21 protein-coding genes and 1 tRNA gene are annotated in these 19,888 nt (G+C 56.4%); 9 read left to right on the top strand and 13 right to left on the bottom strand.

Annotated elements, in window-relative coordinates; translation table 11 throughout:
- Positions 1-10: 10 nt before the first annotated feature.
- From B3075_RS03110 to B3075_RS03095, 4 genes are all read right to left on the bottom strand, one after another.
- Positions 11-517 carry an ExbD/TolR family protein gene (locus tag B3075_RS03110; protein ID WP_094136880.1) on the bottom strand — a complete coding sequence of 169 codons (507 nt, stop codon included), beginning with the start codon at positions 515-517 and terminating at the stop codon, positions 11-13.
- Positions 518-595: 78 nt separating this feature from the next.
- Positions 596-1,387: a MotA/TolQ/ExbB proton channel family protein gene (locus B3075_RS03105; RefSeq protein WP_094136879.1), complete on the bottom strand. Its 792-nt coding sequence runs from the start codon at positions 1,385-1,387 to the stop codon at positions 596-598.
- Between the two features lie 93 nt (positions 1,388-1,480).
- On the bottom strand, positions 1,481-2,119 hold the full coding sequence (locus B3075_RS03100) for an endonuclease III domain-containing protein (protein WP_290488260.1): 639 nt from the start codon (positions 2,117-2,119) through the stop codon (positions 1,481-1,483).
- 87 nt (positions 2,120-2,206) lie between these two features.
- On the bottom strand, positions 2,207-2,878 hold the full coding sequence (locus B3075_RS03095) for a 3D domain-containing protein (RefSeq protein ID WP_256943580.1): 672 nt from the start codon (positions 2,876-2,878) through the stop codon (positions 2,207-2,209).
- 893 nt (positions 2,879-3,771) lie between these two features.
- Here B3075_RS03095 and B3075_RS03090 point away from each other — a divergent pair.
- Both B3075_RS03090 and B3075_RS03085 read left to right on the top strand, forming a co-directional pair.
- A complete protein-coding gene (locus B3075_RS03090) occupies positions 3,772-4,746 on the top strand; it encodes a uracil-DNA glycosylase (RefSeq protein ID WP_290488259.1) in 975 nt (324 codons plus the stop codon).
- Positions 4,747-4,749: 3 nt separating this feature from the next.
- Complete coding sequence (locus tag B3075_RS03085) at positions 4,750-5,535, top strand: hypothetical protein (RefSeq protein WP_290488258.1); 786 nt, start codon at positions 4,750-4,752, stop codon at positions 5,533-5,535.
- Between the two features lie 152 nt (positions 5,536-5,687).
- Here the strand turns inward: B3075_RS03085 and B3075_RS03080 are convergent, their stop codons facing one another.
- The 5 genes from B3075_RS03080 to rpsN all read right to left on the bottom strand — a co-directional run bounded on the left by B3075_RS03080 (position 5,688) and on the right by rpsN (position 8,788).
- On the bottom strand, positions 5,688-6,044 hold the full coding sequence (locus B3075_RS03080) for a YraN family protein (protein WP_290488257.1): 357 nt from the start codon (positions 6,042-6,044) through the stop codon (positions 5,688-5,690).
- 22 nt (positions 6,045-6,066) lie between these two features.
- A complete protein-coding gene (locus tag B3075_RS03075) occupies positions 6,067-6,711 on the bottom strand; it encodes a ribonuclease HII (RefSeq protein WP_290488256.1) in 645 nt (214 codons plus the stop codon).
- A gap of 4 nt (positions 6,712-6,715) precedes the next feature.
- Positions 6,716-8,044: a hemolysin family protein gene (locus tag B3075_RS03070; RefSeq protein ID WP_290488274.1), complete on the bottom strand. Its 1,329-nt coding sequence runs from the start codon at positions 8,042-8,044 to the stop codon at positions 6,716-6,718.
- A 141-nt stretch (positions 8,045-8,185) separates the two neighbouring features.
- Positions 8,186-8,446, bottom strand: coding sequence for an FmdB family zinc ribbon protein (locus B3075_RS03065; protein ID WP_022198575.1), 261 nt, complete (start codon positions 8,444-8,446; stop codon positions 8,186-8,188).
- 72 nt (positions 8,447-8,518) lie between these two features.
- Positions 8,519-8,788 carry a 30S ribosomal protein S14 gene (rpsN, locus tag B3075_RS03060; RefSeq protein ID WP_012419610.1) on the bottom strand — a complete coding sequence of 90 codons (270 nt, stop codon included), beginning with the start codon at positions 8,786-8,788 and terminating at the stop codon, positions 8,519-8,521.
- Positions 8,789-9,502: 714 nt separating this feature from the next.
- Between rpsN and B3075_RS03055 the strand changes: the two genes are divergently transcribed.
- The 7 genes from B3075_RS03055 (at position 9,503) to B3075_RS03025 (ending at position 17,926) form a co-directional block, all read left to right on the top strand.
- Positions 9,503-10,795, top strand: coding sequence for an argininosuccinate synthase (locus B3075_RS03055; RefSeq protein ID WP_094136987.1), 1,293 nt, complete (start codon positions 9,503-9,505; stop codon positions 10,793-10,795).
- A gap of 101 nt (positions 10,796-10,896) precedes the next feature.
- Complete coding sequence (locus B3075_RS03050; protein WP_290488255.1) at positions 10,897-12,456, top strand: sulfatase-like hydrolase/transferase; 1,560 nt, start codon at positions 10,897-10,899, stop codon at positions 12,454-12,456.
- An 86-nt stretch (positions 12,457-12,542) separates the two neighbouring features.
- Positions 12,543-13,781: an RsmB/NOP family class I SAM-dependent RNA methyltransferase gene (locus B3075_RS03045; RefSeq protein WP_290488254.1), complete on the top strand. Its 1,239-nt coding sequence runs from the start codon at positions 12,543-12,545 to the stop codon at positions 13,779-13,781.
- A 52-nt stretch (positions 13,782-13,833) separates the two neighbouring features.
- Positions 13,834-14,598 (top strand): triose-phosphate isomerase, encoded by a 765-nt coding sequence (tpiA, locus tag B3075_RS03040; RefSeq protein ID WP_094136868.1) that lies wholly within the window; start codon positions 13,834-13,836, stop codon positions 14,596-14,598.
- A 151-nt stretch (positions 14,599-14,749) separates the two neighbouring features.
- Positions 14,750-15,433, top strand: a complete 684-nt coding sequence (locus tag B3075_RS03035) for a type II secretion system protein (protein ID WP_094136867.1) — start codon at positions 14,750-14,752, stop codon at positions 15,431-15,433.
- A 130-nt stretch (positions 15,434-15,563) separates the two neighbouring features.
- Positions 15,564-16,175, top strand: coding sequence for a hypothetical protein (locus B3075_RS03030; RefSeq protein ID WP_290488253.1), 612 nt, complete (start codon positions 15,564-15,566; stop codon positions 16,173-16,175).
- Between the two features lie 179 nt (positions 16,176-16,354).
- A complete protein-coding gene (locus tag B3075_RS03025; protein WP_290488252.1) occupies positions 16,355-17,926 on the top strand; it encodes an arylsulfatase in 1,572 nt (523 codons plus the stop codon).
- Between the two features lie 228 nt (positions 17,927-18,154).
- Here B3075_RS03025 and B3075_RS03020 read toward each other — a convergent pair.
- The 4 genes from B3075_RS03020 to B3075_RS03005 form a co-directional block, all read right to left on the bottom strand.
- Positions 18,155-18,230, bottom strand: a tRNA-Lys gene (locus B3075_RS03020).
- A gap of 85 nt (positions 18,231-18,315) precedes the next feature.
- The gene (locus B3075_RS03015; protein ID WP_290488251.1) at positions 18,316-18,738 is read right to left on the bottom strand and encodes an acyl-CoA thioesterase; all 423 of its coding nucleotides are present in this window, start codon (positions 18,736-18,738) and stop codon (positions 18,316-18,318) included.
- A 48-nt stretch (positions 18,739-18,786) separates the two neighbouring features.
- Positions 18,787-19,536, bottom strand: a complete 750-nt coding sequence (locus tag B3075_RS03010; protein ID WP_290488250.1) for a ComF family protein — start codon at positions 19,534-19,536, stop codon at positions 18,787-18,789.
- Between the two features lie 31 nt (positions 19,537-19,567).
- Positions 19,568-19,870, bottom strand: coding sequence for a hypothetical protein (locus B3075_RS03005; RefSeq protein ID WP_094136862.1), 303 nt, complete (start codon positions 19,868-19,870; stop codon positions 19,568-19,570).
- Between the last annotated feature and the right edge of the window lie 18 nt (positions 19,871-19,888).

The raw sequence follows: 19,888 nt of genomic DNA, 5'->3' as shown, positions 1-19,888 counted from the left end.
GCGCGTAAAGTTATTCAGCCTTGTTTGCAGTAGAGGAATTCTTGGCAGGCAGAACGGCAAAAATCACTTTGATTACACCGCATTCCGCAGCCACACGGATTACCTCCCGGGACCCTTTGAAGAGAGCCTGCTGGTCACCGCGCAGATAAAGGCGCGTTTCAAAATCCTGCTTGTCCTTGAAGCGTTCCGCAAGGTTCTTGATATATTCCTTGAGTTCGTCAGTAGAGTTGAGCGGGGTGCCTACGTCGGAGGACCAGAGAACACTGGGATCTACGCCGGGCGGCCGCTTGCCCGCGCCTTCCCCATAAACATTCACCACAATGCAGCCGTTGGCGGATTTCACTTCACCGGAGCTGCTGGCCGTGGGCATCTGAATGTTCTTATCTTTTTTAACGGTAATGGCCGTAGCGTTCACCACGAAGAAAATCAACAGGAGGAAAACCATGTCGATCATGGGGGACATATCCATTTCCCCATTTACTTCTTCAGGCGCTACATTAGCTTTCTTCTTACCCATAAGCTACATTTGGTTGAGATTCTCCGGTCCGGCTCCGCACACGCGGAAGCTTCCGGACCGGACCGTCTGTTCCGGCAATCAGGCCAAACCTTCAGGAATACGGGCAAGCTGGGCTTCAGCGTTCACCACATTGATGGAGGTATTCACCATTTCCTGCACGGTGCCCACGCATTCAGCAATATGGGCATTGGCTATACCCTTCTGGAAGAAGAAGAACGGAGTGGCGATAATGGCGTTGATCAAGCCCCAGAAGGTCGTCAGAAGGGCCACAGAAATATCACCGGCCAACTGGGTGGGGTCCGCCTGGCCTGCGGTAGCCAGCGTACCGAATGCGCCCACCATCCCCTGCACCGTCCCGAACAGACCGAGCATGGGGGAAATCTGCGCGCAAAGGGCCAGCATGTTAATCCACTTGAACACGGCACGGCTTTCGTTGGCCGTAAAGTCGGCTACGGCGTCTTCAATAGCATCCTTGCCAAGGTCTTCCGGACGGGTGGCATCCACGTTCGGCAGAGCGTAGGCAACCAGACGGCCCAGATAGGTGGGGCTGCCGGCAGCCACTTCAATGGCGGACCGGATGCGGCATTCGGCCATCAGCTGCAACAGGGTGACCTTGAGGTCTTCCGGGCAGAATTTTTCCTTTTTCAGGGCTACCATGTTGTAGATCACCAGGAAGATGATGAAAGCTTCCACCAGCATAATCGGAATCATGGTCCAACCACCGGCAATGATCCATTTGTCAAGCATGGTCTGTTCCTGCGGAGCAACAGTTTCAGCAGCTTCCTGAGCGAAAGCGGATGTAGAAAACGCAGCCATCAGAACGGAAGCAAATGCAACGAAACGGAAGCCCAGTCTAAAAAGGTTCTTCATAATTTAAGTTATATGGTTGTTCAACAAGATACTGACGTATTAAAGCATGCCCATTCAGACTTGCAAGCATTCATTTTAGACCTTGTAAAAAATTCAGCCGCCTGCGGAACCGCATTCCCGGGCCAGCCGGCTACAGATGGGGCAGCGCCCCCCGCATCCCCGCGCAGGACAATATTCACGGCCGTACAGGACAATACGCAGATGAAGATCTCCCCATGAATTTTCAGGGAAAAGGCTTTTCAAATCACGTTCCACGGCTTCCACCGTTTTTCCCTTGCTCAGCCCCCACAGACGCGAAAGACGGAAAATGTGGGTATCCACCGGAAAGGCGGGAACGCCGAAAGCCTGAACCATGACGACGGAAGCCGTTTTATGCCCCACCCCCGGAAGAGATTCCAGAGCAGCAAAGTCGCAAGGAACCTTCCCGTTGTATTTTTCCACCAGGATGCGGCTGAGGTTCACGATGGCGGACGCCTTCCTTTCCGAGAGACCGCAGGGCCTCACAATTTCCCGGACCGCGGCCACATCCTGCCGTGCCATTTCCTCCGGGGTGGAGGCCAGGGCGAACAGAGCAGGAGTCACCAGATTTACTCTCTTGTCCGTACACTGGGCGGACAAGAGAACCGCCACCAGCAGCGTATAAGCGTCGCGATGCACCAGGGGAATAGGAGGAGCTCCGTACAGGGACATGAGTTCTTCCCGGACAATGGAAGCCCGTTTTTTCGTATTCATGCCGCCAGATTACCACTCCGCCCGCACAGCGGAAAATAAAAAAGCGCCGCCATGCAGTGATGGCGGCGCCGGGATGAAAAGCACAGGTCAGTCAGCCTTGGCATAAAACCCCTTGGAAACGCGGTGCCGCAGGGCCGCATACATGGCGCGGCAGTGCCTGTAGCCGCGGCGGCTGCCGAGCACCTCCAGGCTGTTGGCGGGATCTCCCCAGCGGACAATCGTCAGTTCCACATAGCGGCGGCCCCACTCCTTCATCAGCTTCTTGTTGGGCTGATAAATATCAATGGTGCCGGTGCCGACCAGGGCGCTTCCGTAATCATCAACAACGTAAAGGTAGGGCTGGCCCTTGATGCGGAACGTCGTCCCCAGGGGATAAACGGACCAGTCTGCAGCGGCGCTGCGGACGGAAGACGTGTATTTCAGCGTCGTCCCAACGGCATTCCGGGGGCCGTAAGCCAAATGGTCGCGTTCGGAATGGGTATAAGCCGTGGTGCGCACTACACGGGTGCGCTGAGCGGGATGATAAAACGGCATCTTGTGCTTGTCGCGCCCCAACTTGGGAAGTTTGGAAGAAGGCGCTGCCGAGCGACTGGGGGCCAGGGGCTGGACGAATCCCTGGGCAGTTTCACCTACACGGGCTAAAACAAGAGCGTCACTACTGGATTTCCCCATGCCGGTTACGGCTCCGTTTGTCGAGCAGCTGCTGACAAACATGGCCGCGACGGCACAAGACAGGGTGGCAATTATTCTTAAATTCATGCGGTACGAGGTTAGGCGCCATACACATGGCAATCACTCCGGCAAAACCTTCAGGCCATGTGCGGAAGCCGGAAAATCGGCAACGGCGGCTCTTGGGTACGAAATAATCCCTGCCTTGGCAATCCTTTTTTCCCCTCAGCCCTTACCAAACAAGGAAGATCTATTATTATAAATTGCTAAAAATAAACAATATATAAAACATGCCGCATTTTTGTCATATCATGACAAATAATATACTTCCCGAAACACTTTTTTCTATCACACCACGACACACTTTTTTATTTTTACCATATTCAATTTATAATAAAAATATTACGCACACAAAGAGCACACAATCACTCAAAAATATTTCCTGAAAAAGCTCAAGGGCAGATATCCCGCAAAGGCGTCATGGGCAAGAAAAAACGCGTCTCCCGTTGAACGAATTTCCCTTTGCCGTTCAAGGTCCCACGCGAATTCCTGCCCGTTCCCTTGCCATCTCCGCATTTTCACAGCCTTCCCATGCAGCAGAAGGAAGGGGTCAAGAAGAGACTGGAAGGAAGATTCCCCTGTAAGGGAAAGCCGGAAAGTCCGGATGTTATCAGTAACGTTCCCGCCGCAAAAACGCGCCACGGGAAAAGACGCTCCAGCCCGGTTGAAAAAAAGCCCCCTCCCTGGCCGTTGTCTTCCAAATTTCGGGTAACGCTCATACCGGAAAAAGGAAGTTCAGCCGGAGAAAGGGCTTCCTGTCCGTTTTCACGGCGCTGCCACGGGAAGGAAGCGCCTATGACCTTCATTTCTTTTCCCTTCCGGGCATCCTTCCATAAAAGGTTCCGGCGTTTCACCCGGCAGACGGGCACATACCGAATGGGCTGTTGCATCCGTCCGGAAATAGATTACACTCCGGTACGAACATGCCCGCCGGCCTTCCTCAACACCTCACGCTGGATTATTTGCGCGCCCTGCTCTCCCGGGGCGTGGAGAAAACCACCGTCACGGAGGAAGCCAGAATGGTTCTGAGAAAATGGGTCATGGATGCGCGCCGGATATCCGGAAGCCCCCTCCGCTCTTCCGTTTCCGCCTATCCTGACGCAAGTGAAACACGGCCGCAACAGCCCTCCCCGGACCAGCCGCCTTCAGACTCCGTGGATGAAGCATCCTTCGGCAATGAACTCCGGGATATCCTCAACGGAGTACAGCCGCACAGAACGGAGGAGGAAGTTCCGGTACCCCGCCATATCTCTTTTGATCTGGAAGGTGAAACGGAGGAAGAAAAACTGTCCTCCCTGCGGGAACTGGTCGTTAACTGGCCGCCGCTCCGGAACATGGATTCCCTGAGGGAAACGCCCGTCTTTTCCTCCGGCAACCCCAGGGCGGATATCATGATGGTAACGGACGCTCCCGGACTGTATGAAGAAAAACAGGGCTTTCCCCTGGCCGGCCCTTCCGGGCAGAAACTGGACGCCATGTTGAAAGCCATGGGGATTTCCCGCTCCGATATTTACCTGACCCATCTGGTCAAATACCGCCCCGCCCTCCCCCGGCAGCTTACCAACAACCGTCCTCCTACAGACCGGGAGATAGAAATTTCCCTGCCCATTTTACGGGAGGAAATCATGCTGGTGCGCCCGAAAGTAGTGGTAGCCCTGGGGGCCATCGCAGCCCGCGGCATCCTCCAGTCAGGAGAAACGCCTCTTTCCGCCCTGAGAGGCGCCTTCCACACAGCTTTCAACACGCCCGTGCGCGTTACTTATAATCCCAGTTATCTTCTCCGTACGGAAGATATTTCAGAAAAGCGAAAGGTTTGGGAGGATATGCTGTGTGTCATGGAACAGGCCGGTCTGCCCATCTCTGAAAAACAACGTTCCTACTTCCTGCCCAAAAAGTAATATATGGATTATCTAAACAGCATTCTGGAGCGCAAACGCGCCGATTTGAAAAAACTTCTTCCTCTGGAAGGGAAATTACGGGCCTCCGCCATCCAGCGGAACGACTATGCGGGATTCCGCACCGCGGTGGATCTTGGGGAAACCCGCCTCTCCGTAGTTCCGGAAATATCCAGGGTGCATCCCGCCCTCAGCCTCCGGGAAGGAGTACAGGATATCCGGCACATGTACGACATGTTCCTCCAGGGCGGAGCGCAGGGCATTTCCATCGCTGTGGAACCGGAAGTATACGGCGGCTCATGGGACATGGTGTCCACTGTTTCCAGAATCAGCTCCATTCCCGTCATGGCGCGCGACGTGTTCATTCATCCCGCCATGATCTGCCAGGCTATCGTCTCGGGAGCGGATGCCGTCAACCTGGTCGCGGCCGCCCTGCCGGCAAAAGATTTGTCGGAGATGTACCGCATGGCTTCCGGGCTGGGCCTGGACGTGATGATGGAGGTTCACACCCTGAAAGAACTGGAAACTGTCATGGATCTGGAAGCGGAATTCATCTGCATCAATAATGCAGACCCTCACACGCTCCAGGCCAATCCTGTAATCACGGAAAAACTCATTGAAGAAATACCCGCCTCCGTTACTGTCCTGTCCGCAGGGGGCATCCGTACCGTGGAAGACGCGCGCCGCATGTTGGATGCGGGAGCCAACGGCGTTCTTCTCCAAGACGAACTTGCCCGCATGGATATTCCCCAGGATTTCATGGAGGCCATTCTGGCTCTCCGGGCGGACTGATTTTCCGCCCTTACTATATTATAATAGAAAAAACCTCTGCATCCGCACGCATGGGGAAATGCGGGATTGAAGAAATTGTCCCGTCACTGCGCAGAGCTTCGTGACCTGAGTTCCATATCCGCCGCGTTTCCATCCCGCCTGTCCCGGTATTTTCATGAAGAGTATAAATCCTTCGCCCCGAACGCCCCGCGGATATGCCTGAATTCCGGGGGTGTCCCTTCCCTGTACAGGACTTCCACAACATCGTAGCGGAAAGTCACCGGTTCCGGAAGCAGGCGAAGCCATTCCGCCGCGCCCCGGCGTATCAGCGCCCTTTTGCGGGCGTTCACGGCGCGGCGAGCGCCACCATAACCATTTCCCGTACGGGTTTTCACCTCCACAAAAACAAGGCACTCCCCTTCCCGGCACACCATGTCCAGCTCTCCGCCTCTGACGGGACGCCAATTTCTTCTCAGGACAACGCACCCTTCCGCACGCAGGAAGGAGGCCGCAGCCAGTTCCCCGTACATTCCCAGCCATGCCGTATCCCGCTCACCCCTGCTCAGGGAAGGACAGTTCCATTTGTGAAACCGGCGCAAACGAGCGGCGATGGAGCGGACAGGGCCCATGCCTCCGCAGAGCTTCCATATGGGCTTTCGTGCCATATCCTTTGTGTTTTGCAAAACCGTACTGCGGGTAGGAAGCGTCCGCTTCCGTCATCATACGGTCCCTCGTTACCTTGGCCAAAACGCTGGCGGCGGCTATGGAAAGGCTCCTGCCGTCCCCTTTCACAATGGCGCGGTGCGGAACAGGAAGCCCCTTGACAGGCAATCCATCCACCAGGCAGAAATCCGCGCGCAGGGCCAGGCCTTCCACCGCGCGCGCCATCGCCAGATGAGTAGCTCTCAAAATGTTGAACCGGTCTATTTCTTCCACGGAAGCCACTCCTACGGAACAAACCGCCTGTTCGCACTCCAGAAGAGCCAGGAACAGGCGTTCCCTTTTTGCCGCAGTCAATTGCTTGGAATCGTTCAGACCGGCCAGCTCCTCCGCCAGAACAGGCAAAATAACGGCTCCGGCTACTACGGGGCCGGCCAACGGCCCGCGCCCGGCTTCATCCACTCCGGCCACGCAAAGAAAACCGGAAGCCCGGGCCTCCATTTCAAAACTCATATCCGGATGCGGTTTTTCCTTCATGGCGCTATTCCTCCTCCTGTTCCTCCGGAAGGCGGGTCAGCAGAATCTGCGTGATTCTTCTGCCGTCAGATCCCGTCACCACAGCCCGGTAGCGGCCAATCCGCAATTCCTCCCCTTCTTCCGGAATATAACCCATCCGGCTGATTACGTAACCGCCCAGCGTGGTCACGCCTGGACAATCCAAATCCATTTCAGGCAGGTAATCGGCCAGGTCAAACAGGGTAATAGCCCCATTGACGGCATATGTGTCCTTGCCGGTTTTCACAAACTCCCGCATTTCCTCCTGGTCAAATTCGTCCTGAATGTCATCCCCTACAATCTGTTCCAGCACATCATCCAGGAATACCAGGCCGATAGAATCGCCGAATTCATCCACTACCAGGGCAAAGTGGGCATGTTCTTTCAGAAAGAACGTGAGAAGGCTGTCCAGGGGCATCGTATCCGGCACCACGCGCAATTCACGCCGCACGCTCATCAGATCCGGATTTTCCCGTCCCACCAGTTTGAGCAGGTCCTTGACGTGCACCCAGCCCTTCACTTCATCCAGGTGGTCTCCTTCCACCAGAGGGAACCGGGTGTGGCGGGATTTCCGGGCAAGCTCCCAGTTTTCCTCAAAGGGAGCCGTCAAGTCCATCACATCCACTTCAGAGCGCGGGGTCATGACGTCCTTGACGCACATGTCGTTCAGTTCAAGGGCATTCTTGGAAATTTCCGCCTCCTGCTTCGTCAGCTCTCGGGAACGTTCGCTTTCTTCCACCAGATACATCAGTTCATCCGTGCTGTGCACCGGGCACGCCGTAGAACGGGGATCAATGCCCAGCAGGTATTTCAGCACAAACCGGGTCATTCCGTTCGTCAGCCCTAGAATACCCGTATACCTGAACACCGTATAAAAGAAATACAGCAGGGGAACCGTCGCCAGGGCGGCCTTGTCCGGATGGCGCATCGCCATGGCCTTGGGGATAAATTCCCCAAATACCATCTGGCAGCAGGCAAAGAAAATAAATGTCACGGCCAAAGCAGTTCCGTAAACGGAAACCATGCCTCCCAGTCCCACGGAAACCAGAAAGGGAGCTGTCAATTCCGATACAAAAAACGTCCCCAGGAATCCCAGCGCCAGGGAAGAAAGAGTAATGCCCGCCTGACAGGCGGCCAAATAACGATCGGGATGCTTGGCCGCCTTCCGTGCCCGGGCCAGTTTTTTCCGGGTTCGGGCCGGAACGCCTTCTCCGGCGTGCAGCTGGCTTTCGCGAACTTTCATCAAGGCGAACTCGCTCGCCGCAAAAAACGCATTCAACAGTAAAAAAAGGACAAAGCCGGCAACTGCCAGCATCATCCCATCCAGCGCCGGGCCTGAACCGGGCGCTTCAGCGGCCCCGAAGGCCGCAAGAATACTCAGAGGATCCGGATCATTCATTCTGATTCAAATAACATATTCGGAGAAGAAGGCAGAGATATTGCCCGGCACTTGTCATCACAGTTTTTCATAAACGCCCTTATCCCGGCGCTCCAGCACGGTGAATCCGGCAGCCTTGGCGTCTGAAACGGAAAGAGGCTTGGTTACCTCCGGCACATTAATGCGGCTGATGACCTTACGCACGGGATGCTTGCACACCAAGCATTTTTCAAGCGGAGCACGGTCCACGGGACGCCTCAACTCAAAACCGCGGCGGCACACCGGACAGGACAGGCCGGGGTCGTCAGGGTTTTCGGAAATATACTCGTATATGGGCATAGCAAAACGCTAGGCTAAATAAAAATCAGCCTAGCGTCAAAATCTTTATAAGGCTGCAACCTTTCCCTGTCCTTACCAGCTGGACTTGGTCACACCGGGAATCATGCCGGCGTTGGCCAGTTCACGGAAGGAAATACGGGAAAGCTTGAAACGGCGGATAAATGCGCGGCGGCGGCCGGAAACAAGGCAGCGGTTGACCGTACGGGTCGGGCTTGCATTGCGGGGCAGCATGGTTAAACCGATATAATCCTTCTCAGCCTTCAATTGCGCACGCAGTTCTGCATAGCGCTTGACGGTTTCAGCCTTTTTCTTGTCTCTTGCGATCCAGCTCTTCTTAGCCATAAGTTCGGCGGAATAAGTAGAGGGACGGGGATGAAAAATCAAGCGCTTTTTTTCGATTTTATCAAATTCAGGCCGTTTTCAATGTCATCCGGCCTTTCCTCCAGCCTTCACGCATGGGATTGAATACCTGTTTCTTTTACAAATATACCGCGTGAGAAGGCATCCGCAACGTTCACAACAGGATGAAAGAAGCCGGTTTATTTAACTCTTCCTAACCATTATCTCCAACACCCCATGAAGACATATCTGGAAGGAGTCCGCGCAAAACAGCTGACTCTCTGGGCACGAAGAATGTTTTCCGATTTTTTAGAAATATCCCAACAAATAAGATGGTCATGATAAAGATCCGTACCTCGGAGGCGCTGCTTGCGCAGGCATGGGCGAGCGTATCATCCCGGCATTTGAAGGCTTATGGACGAACCATTTGCCGGATATGATAGATGGAACCCGGAAGAGGCCAAAACTTGCAGAGCTCTGCATGGAACGCTATTTTTCAATGGGTTCCGGCAGCAATTTCCAGTAAATCTCGGAAAAAACTGTGGAAGAAAAGAGCGTTGCTTTTCCAGGAAAGGCCGGTTCATCTCCGTCAGGAACCGTTTCATCAAAGCAGTCTCCGGAGGCTCCTGGGAAAAGCCTGCGGCGAAACATGATTTTGTCCTTTTCTCCGGGGGGGGAATGGGGCATCATGCCGCCGCACACTAATCATTGACGTACATGAAAATCGTAGTTGCATACTCTGGCGGCCTTGACACCTCCGTTCTTCTGAAGTGGCTCAAGGAAAAATATAATGCCGAAATCATCGCCTACTGCGCAGACGTAGGCCAGGCGGAGGAACTGGACGGCCTGGAAGCCAAAGCTCTGGCGACGGGCGCTTCCAAGTGCTTCATCGGCGACCTCAAGGAAGACTTCGCCACCAACTACATCTTCCCGATGATGCAGGCCAATGCCCTTTACGAAGGCCGCTACCTGCTGGGAACTTCCATCGCCCGCCCCTGCATTTCCAAGGATATGGTGGATCTGGCCATCCGGGAAGGCGCGGACGCCATCGCCCACGGCGCCACCGGCAAGGGGAACGACCAGGTCCGCTTTGAACTGGCCGTCAATGCCCTGGCTCCGAACATCAAGGTCATCGCCCCGTGGCGCGATCCCGAATTCCGCCAGCAGTTCCCGGGCCGCACGGAAATGATCGCCTACGCGGAATCCCACGGCATCCCGATCCGGCAGTCTCTGAAAAAGCCTTATTCCATGGACCGCAACCTGCTTCACATTTCCTTTGAAGCCGGGATGTTGGAAGATACCTGGTACGACGGCACCACCCCCGCCGACCGTGAAATGTACAAGCTTTCCGTTTCCCCGGAAGACGCTCCGGATCAGGCCGAATACATCCAGCTCCTGTATGAAAAGGGCAATGTCATCGGCATCCAGTACGATGGCCTTGACGCCCTGCTGAAAGAACTGGGCGTCACCCCGAAGGGAGAACGCGACGGGTACACCCTCCTCAGCCCCCTGGGCGTCATGTACGTGCTGAACGCCCTGGGCGGCAAGCATGGCATCGGCCGCGTGGATATCGTGGAAAACCGCTTTGTGGGCATGAAGAGCCGCGGCATTTATGAAACTCCCGGCGGCACTATCCTGCTGGCGGCCCACCGCGATATTGAAACAATTACAATTGACCGGGAAGTGCAGAAAGTGCGCGACTCCCTCATCCCGGAATACGCCACGCTGGTTTACAACGGCTTCTGGTTTGCTCCGGAACGTGAGGCCATCCAGGCCCTCGTGACCAAATCCCAGGAAACCGTCAACGGGGAAGTACGCCTGAAACTCTACAAAGGCAACGTCATGTACGCCGGACGCCGTTCCCCGCAGTCCCTGTATTCCGAAGAAATCGCCACGATGGAAGGCGGCCACGAGGAACTGTACAACCAGAACGACGCGGAAGGCTTCATCCACCTCAACGGATTGCGCCTGAAGCAGTTCAGCCGCGTCAACAAACCCTACGGCAATTAAGCGCCCGTAACGGAGCCGCTCTTTATCAAACCGTCCGGAAAAGGTACTCCGGACGGTTTTTTCTTTGCAATAACCTTTTCCTTTCCCGCGTAGTGACCAGTATGGGATTCCTTTCACACGCATTTCTGGCGGCTGTATTTTCGCTCTCTCCCTTTTTGGCGTCTGCCGCGGCCTTCAAACCCAATATCATTCTTATTTACGCGGATGACCTGGGCATGGGCATGCTGGGCTGCTATGGCCAGGAAATCGTGAAAACACCCAATATTGACCGACTGGCCAGCCAGGGCATCATGTTCACCCGGTGCTACAGCAGCCAATATTGCTGCCCGGCGCGCGCTTCCCTGCTTATGGGCGTGCACGACAGCCACTCCCATTCCTACACCCAGACAGCGGGAGCCCTGGTCATCACGGCGGAACGGGAAGGCTGGTCCAATGAGCAACTGGAAGAGAAAGCGGCACGGGCAGCACGCATCAAGGCCGCCGGGGGAGAAGTGTTCCTCCCGGAATTGCTGAAAAAAGCCGGATACGTCACGGGACAGTTCGGCAAGCTGGAATGGGGATTCACCACCTGGCACGGAGAATTGAAAAGACACGGCTGGGACCGCTATGCAGGGTACATGGACCATCAGCGGGCCCATGGCTTTTATCCCTCCTTCCTCTGGAAAGACGGCGAACGCCTCCCCCTGAAAGGCAATACCCATGCCGACGGAGGGAAAACCACGGAAGACTACAGTCCGGGAGCCACAGAAAAACGAAGAGGCAACAGGGAAGGCAAAGTCACCTACGCTCCGGACGTGATGCTGGCGGAAACCCTTCGTTTCATGGAGGAAAACCGGAACAGGCCCATGTTTATCTTTTTTTCCACCAACCTTCCCCACGGCCCGGTAGATATTCCTCCGGAAGAAAACACGTACGCGGGCTTCCCTGCCATCCGCCAGGCCTATGACAATGCCAGCGGAACCAACAGGGAATGCGCCGGAGCGGCAGAAGAATACGCTTCCATGGTGGACAAGCTGGACAGGCAGGTCGGAGCCATCGTGGACCAGGTGCGCAGGCTGGGCCTGGACAAGCGCACCATTATCATTTTCAGTTCCGACAACGGGCATGAACTTTACTACCGTACGGATAAAAGCCGCGGCCGCGGGCTCGACTGCCACGGAGGCGTCCTGGACGGCACCGGGGAACTGCTGGATGTTTTCCGCGGCAGCCGCGGCCGCATTGGCCCAAACAAATCCATGGCCAATCTGGCCGGCCTGAAATGGACCAGCCATGAAGGGGGCATCCGTGTTCCCCTTATCATTTCCTGGCCCGGTACGTTGCCCTATGGAAAGGTCTGCCACAATCTGGTGGCCAACTACGACCATATGGCCACTTTCGCCGATCTTGCAGGGGTCCGCATGCCGGAAGGCAAAGATGCCGTTTCCTATAAAGATATACTGTTCGGCAACTCCGCCAGGCAGCGCGATTATGTGGTCGTGGACCACACCGTCATCACGGGAGACGGCTGGAAACTTACGCAAAAACGGAATAAACCGTTCCTCTTTCACATAGGCAGGGACCCTGAAGAAAGGCATAATCTTGCGGAAACAAGGAAAGACCAGCTGGAAAAACTCCAGGCCATCTACAGAAAGGAAGTGGGCAGCCCCAGAAAAGACCGGTGAAAACCGGAACCGGCCCGGCGCACCCCTTTTTCCGCCGGGCGTTTTTGCAGGTTGAAACCTGAACGTTCCGCATGTAGAGTTCCCCGGTGAAGAACAATCCCCCCTCCCCCCGCCAGACAGCACTGAATTGCCTGAAGAGCTGGCATGCAGGCCGCTCCTTCGCGGAAACCCTCGTGGACCGGGAATGTTCACGGGGCGCGCTTCCACCGGCAGACAGGCACCTGGTGCAGGCTTTGGTCTTCAGCGTATTGCGCAACCGGACCTGGCTGGACCACATCATCGGAACCCTCCGGAAAGGCAGGCTGGACGAGGAAGCGCGCCTTATTCTCCAACTGGGGTTGAGCCAGCTTTTCCTGCTGGGCATGGCGGACCACGCCGCTGTGTATGAAACCGTGAATCTTGCGTCCGTACGCCTGAGAGGACTGGTAAACGCTATCCTGCGCAACGCTTTGCGTCGGGAGAAAGACATTCTGGAGGAACGGGAACATCTTCCGCTTTCCATTCATTATTCCACCCCCGCGTGGCTGGTGCGGAGATGGACGGAACAAATGGGGCCGCAGACGATCCGCGACCTGCTCCGCTGGAACAACACCACGCCGCGCCTGTATGTGCGCGCCAATCCTCTGATGCCCCTGAAAAATATTCCGGCCTCCCTCGCCCCGCTGGACCGCGCACCCGGCTGGTTCTCCGTGGAAGGCCTTCTGCCGCTGGAGGAAATTAAAGCAGGCTCTCTTTATGTGGCGGACCCTTCCACCCGTTACTCCATTGATTTGCTGGCCCCCCAGCCCGGGGAGGAGATTCTGGACGCCTGCGCCGCCCCCGGCGGCAAATCCGCAGCCATCATCGCCGTTACCGGAGGCAAAGCCCGCCTGACCGCCACGGATCTCCACGAACACCGGCTGCCCACCCTGAAGGAAAACCTGGACAGGCAGGGATCCCCCTTCGTCAGGACGGCGCAGGCGGACTGGTCCCTTCCCTGCCGCCCGGAATGGGAGGGCCGCTTTGACGCCGTGCTTCTGGACGTTCCCTGTTCCAACACCGGAGTCATCCAACGCCGCGTAGATGTGCGCTGGCGCCTGACTCCGGCGGAAATCCGCCGCCTGGCCGCGCTCCAGAAGACCATTCTGGAAAACGCCTCCCGCGCCGTCAAACCGGGCGGCAGACTGGTTTATTCCACCTGTTCCATTGACGCGGAGGAAGACGGACTGCTGGTCAGGGACTTTCTGCAGAACCACCCGGAATGGACGCTGAAAGAAGAAAAACTTATCCTCCCCCACGAGGAAAAATCAGACGGCGCATATGCGGCCCTTTTGATCTGTGCTTGACCTCGGCTCCAATTTGTCAACAATGCGTGTTCCTGATTTATATCATTCCATTATGTCCCGCAAACCCATCATCGCCGCCAACTGGAAGATGAACATCGGCCCCGCCGAAGGCGCCCAGTTCATCGAAAGCTTCAAAAACCTTATTAATGGGAAAGACGTCGCGTGCGACGTAGTCATCATCCCTCCTTTCACCACCATTCCCTCCGTGCAGAACGCCCTGGGCGGTTGCTCCTGCATCGCCGCCGGCGCCCAGAACGTCTCCCAGTATGACAACGGAGCCTACACCGGGGAAATCTCCACCAGCATGCTGAACGAACTGGGGCTCAAGTATGTGGTGCTCGGCCACAGCGAACGCCGCCAATATTTCGGAGAAACGGACGCCATCATCAACTCCAAAATCAAGAAAGCCATCGCCGCAGGCATTACCCCCATCTTCTGCATCGGCGAAACGAAGGACGAACGCCTGGGAGGCATTTTGGAACCCGTGCTGGAAATCCAGCTCAAGGGCGGCCTCAAGGATCTCACCCCGGAAGAAGTAGCCAACCTGGTCATCGCCTATGAACCCGTCTGGGCCATCGGCACCGGCCTGACCGCAACTTCCAAGGAAGCTCAGGAAGCCCACTCCTTCATCCGCAAGGTTATTTCCGACGTCTTCGGCGCAGACGCCGCCGCCAAGGTGCGCATCCAGTACGGCGGCTCCGTAAAGCCGGAAAACGTGGAGGAACTCATGGCCCAGCCGGACATTGACGGAGCCCTGGTGGGCGGCGCGTCCCTGAAGCCGGAATCCTTCGCCGCTCTGGTAACTTCCGCCAAGTAAGCGAAATTCGGCGTCACCCCCCTTTTTACAGGCCGGTCCTTCACGGGACCGGCCTTTTTCATCCCCGGCACACCGGCCCACGCTCTTTTCACCCAAAAGCGCAGTTTCTGCCTTTTCAAGCGGCCTCAATCGTGCATAATGGCGAGAAATCATGAAAACCCGCTCACTTACCCCACGCAGCAAAGGTTTCACGCTCATTGAAGTTCTCGTAGTCATCGCCATCATCGCCCTGCTGGCAGGCGTCTCCTACAGCATTTATTCCCATGCCACGGAAACGGCAGCCAGAACGCGCTGTACGGACAACCTGCGCCGCATTAGCGACTGGGGCAAGGAATTCGCAGGCCAGAACGGCGGGAAACTGCCCTCCAGCGGCATGAAAGACAGCCTCCTGAGCGCCAGGGAATGCCGGAACTGGTGGGACGCCCTGGCGCCCATCGTCAATGCGGAACAACCCGACCTGATCGCCCGGAACGCCAAGGAACCCAACATGCTTCCGGACACGTTCCGCTGCAAAAACGACAAGCGTCCGGAAATCCTTGGAGCGGAGGACGCCAATCTTCCTGCCGGGCCAAACACTATTTCCTACACCAGCTGGCTGGACAACCGGAAGGGGCGTCCCATGAATGTGGCGCGCGGCCAGGCCCTGCGGGGCAAACCCTGGATCAGCGACGGCGTCCCGATTGACGGGCGCAGCGTCATCACGGAACAGGATTTTGAGGAAATCGTAGTTCCAGCCCTTGAACGCCACCAGGGAGGAATCATGGTGCTTTATGCGGACGGGAAAATATCCCCCATTGAGGACCCCACACTTAACAAAGTCACCCAAGGCTCCTGACCCCCCTGTTTTTCCTCCCGGCGCGGGAAGGAAGCCAACGGACCGTTGCCGGTAATCCAATGGAATTTTCTTCCTGCTCCCGCTGATTCGTCTTTACGAAGCCGGGATAATCATTAAGGTTAGCGTCCAGATGAACCAGCATGCACCCTTCCTGCATCCGTACGACGGCATGATACCACTGTCTGTGGCGGGGTATATCCTGGGAACCGTCCTGCTGCTGGCCCACCTGTATGCGCTGGTAAAAAGGCGGCAGGTGCAGGCTCTTCTGCTGGCGTCTCCGCGCAACCATCTGCTGGCTCAGATTCTGCTGGCCGGCGGCCTGTTCTGGTTCTTTCTGCTGGTGGCTCCCGAAGGATTGGGCGTGCTGAGCCGCTTCCGGGTAGGACTGGCGGAATTTGAAGGCATCCGCTGGCTGCTCCAGCTGGCATGCCCCGTCTTTCTGGTGCTGATGGTCACGCAGGTGAAAAACCTGCTCTTTCCACGGGCGCTGGGCATCTTCGGCCTGATGGTGGCGGCTCCCCTGCTCAGTGCAGCCTTCCTTCAGGAGCCAGTGACCAGGCTCCTCATTCCCATCTGGTGTTACATCGTCATTTTCCTTTCGATTCTCTGGATAGGCAAGCCCTACCTGTACCGCGACATGGTCAATAAAATATGCTTCAAGCCAACCTGGTGGACGCCTCTTTGCCTGGGAGGCATGGCCTATGGAGCCGCCATTCTGCTTTGCGCCATCCTGTGGTGGTAGGGCCCCCTTCCGGCACGCTTCACCACGCAGAAGAGATATCCAGCCGCTGGAGAAAGTCTCCGGAAAAAAACAGGCATACGCAACGTCGGCCCTTTCCGTAACAACCTGTTTTTTCCTTCCTGTTGCAATATTCAAGAGCGATTCCGCTTATTTATAGATGATTATTTCATCTTCCTTTCATGCGCTCTATCCTGCGTTCCTCCATCCTAGCCGGCATAGCCCTCTGGCTTCTTTCCCCTGCCCTTTCCCTGGCGGACAGGCCCAATATTGTGCTTATCCTGGCCGATGACATGGGATGGTCCGACCCGGGCTGCTACGGCTCGGAAATACCCACCCCCGCCCTGGATACCCTGGCCAGGCAGGGGATGCAGGCAACCCGGCTCTACACCGCTTCCCGCTGTTCCCCCTCCCGGGCTTCCATCATGACCGGCTGCGAACCTCACAAGGCGGACGTAGGGCTGCTGGATGACGACAGCGGGCGCCCCGGTTACCGCGGCCGCCTGAACCCGAATATCCCTACCCTGCCGGAACTTCTGAAAAAAGCGGGATACCGTACCTATCTTTCCGGGAAATGGCATCTTGGAAAAGTCCGGGGAGCTTATCCATGGGACCGAGGCTTCGACCGCTCCCGCGGCTTGCTGGGCGGTGCGGCAGATTATTACAAACCCATGCCGGACCGGCCCTTCGGGGAAGACGGAGAACTGCTCCGTCCGGAGGATCTGCCGGAGGACTTCTACATGACGGACGATATCACCAAAACGGCTCTGGCCTATATTGACGATGCCGCCAAAAGCAATCAGCCCTTCTTCCTCTACGTGGCTTATACGGCTCCGCACACTCCCCTCCAGGCCCCCCGGAAGGAAATAGAAAAAATGCTCCCGTTCTACAACGGCAAATCTCCCCACGCCATTGCTTCCCAAAGACTGGAAAAACAAAAGCTGCTGGGAATCGTCCCGCCTGCCGCCAACCTGGGCATGGCCGGCAAATTCAATCCCGAAGGTTATGAACAAGCCTCCGCAAAACGCAAGGATTATATGGCCGAATGCATGGCCGCCTACGCCGCCCAAATCGCTATCATGGACCGCGGAATAGGCCGCATTCTCGCGTCCCTGGAACGTCACCGCCTTTGCGACAATACCATCGTCATGTTTTTATCAGACAATGGCGCAACAGCGGAAATGCCCCAGAACAATAAAAACAAGAAAACCACCCTTCCCACAGGTCCGCTGGGAGAAGTCGGCTGCAGGGACGGATACGGCCCCATGTGGGCGGCTGTGTCCAATACCCCTTACCGCCAGTATAAAATAGAAACCTTTGACGGAGGGCTGTCCGCCCCCTTCATCATTCGCTACCCTTCCAAGATACGTCCGGGCTCGCGCTACCACTCGCCTTTCCTGCTCCAGGACATCGCCCCCACCTGCCTTGCGTGGGCCGCCCTCCCAATTCCGGCCCATATGGACGGCAAACCGCTCAACACTTACTGGAATAACCCTCCGGAACTTCCTCCGTCCAAGGTTTGGGACTACATTCCCAATACCTGCCCTCCCCGCACTATTTTCTGGGAACATCAGAGAAACCGGGCGGCCCTGACAAGTCAATTCAAGCTGGTGGCCCCCAACCGGGGCCCCTGGCAGGTGTACGACATCAGGGACAGAACGGAGCAGAACAATCTGGCATCCAGGCGCCAAGAGCTTGTGGAGCAATTGTCCGCGCAGTACAGGAAATGGGCGACGAAAAATCATGCCGAATAACACAGCACGGCAGGGGGGATATGCGGCCTGAACGTTTCTATGGGAATTCCCTGCCGGAAAAGAGTTCCGGGCTGTCTCTTCAAAGAACGGCAACCGACATGTGATTTACCGCCATATCATGCTATCAACCTCCTGGTGAAACATATAGCGCCGGAATCATATCCAACACCTGAAACAAGAAAGAGAAACCCCGTAAGTCGCTGAACTTACGGGGTTTTAAAAGAGGAATGGTACTTGGACCGGGACTCGAACCCGGGACCAATAGATTAAAAGTCTACTGCTCTACCAACTGAGCTACCCAAGCACTTACCCTTGCTGGAAGGGCGCAAGCAGTAAACACCACACCCCCTTTCATGGCAAGCGTAAAATGGAAGATGAACAAAAAAAGATCAGGATTCCATGCATTCCAGCCATCTCGCGCGCCATTCCGCAGGAATACGCGCAGGGCGCCCCTGCGGCATCTGGACCAGGGCCAGCTGCTGATGAGCCCTGACTAAAAGATCATTATTGGAAGCGCGCCGCATTTCAAAATCGCACCAGAAGCGGGCCCGCTCCACGGCTTGAAGCCATCCCGTCGTTAAAATGGTGTCTCCAAGAACAGCCGGACGCACATAGTCGATCTCATGGCGCACCACCACGGCAAACTGCTGCAAATCGCTCATGGTTTTGTAATCCATTCCCAGTTTAGCGCCAAGCTTGGTGCGGCAGGCTTCAATCATGCGCAAATAGGCCAGGTTATGGACTACACCGCCGCAGTCCGTATCATAAAACATGACTTCATCTTCCGTATGAAACATCAGCTCCGGATTCATGCCTGCCATTGTAAAAAGGAAACAGGCGGGCTGAAAGGAAATTCCGGTTCAGCCGCGCCATAAATGATGCGTACGCGCCAGCGTCAGCACGCAGACGGAAGCAGCCCCGGCGCGGAGGAGCAGACGGGCGCAGGAATCTGCCGTGGCTCCGGTCGTAAAAACATCATCCACCAGCAGCACATCCCTGCCCCTGACGGGGCGGCGTTTCATCCCTTTTTCATCCGCCGCATAAATTTTGCGGGCATGTCTGAGCCGCTGCTCCCGCGACAAGCTGGCCTGGGGAAGCGTATCCGGCAGGCGTTTCAACACGCCGGCATAGGGCCAGTCCAGTTCCTTCCCCAGCAGCTCCGCCAGTTCCTGCGCCTGGTTATACCCCCTTTGAGCCTGCTTGCCGCGATGCATGGGCACGGGAACGAGCAGGCGCTCTTTCCCTCCGAACCAGTGAAGATTTCCGCGCACAGCCTCCGCCATCATCTGCGCGAAGGAGCCGGCCAGATGAACGGCTCCCCCATATTTGAAGGCCAGCAGCAGATCCCTCAATGATCCCGTATTCACATACACAGCGCGGGCTTCCTCAAAAGAGGGAGGAGCCGCCGCGCAGCGGCGGCATAATCCGGACGGAATGAAGGAACCCTCCGCCGGTTCCCCGCAGACGACACAGAAAGGAGGCTCAACAGGCACAAAACTTCCGCGGCAGTCCGGGCAAACATGGCAACCGTCCAGGCCGCCGCGCCCGCACAACTCGCAAACGAAGGGATACACCCAGGAAAGCCATTCCCTGACAACCGCCCCCAGCATTCCCCGCACGGCAGAAAGGTGAAAGGGGTTCCTATCGTCCGCCTTTCCCATCGGGGAAATCGGCGTCCTCCTCTTCCGGCATCTCTTCCAGAAGCTTGTCTATGGTTTCAATGAAACGCCACGGGCATCGCTTGCGTTGGTATTTACGCCACAGCACATCGCGCAGGGTCACCCAGTGCGCCCGCGTTAATTCCACGCGTTCCCATTCCACATCGTCGCGTTCCGCACGGCCCACCTTGGGGGCGCACTCCAGCTTCCATTTGCCGGCATGGTGGCATGCCCTGTACACCAGGGTTCCCTCTTCCGTGCGTTCTTTCCACGTGTGAACTTCCATGGAGGCGAGTGTAAGGAA

The organism is Akkermansia sp. UBA7090, assembly GCF_002493465.1.
Classification (GTDB): Bacteria; Verrucomicrobiota; Verrucomicrobiia; order Verrucomicrobiales; family Akkermansiaceae; genus Akkermansia; species Akkermansia muciniphila_A.
The sequence above is the reverse complement of the archived record's forward strand: the minus strand, read 5'-3'. Positions and strand labels throughout refer to the sequence as shown.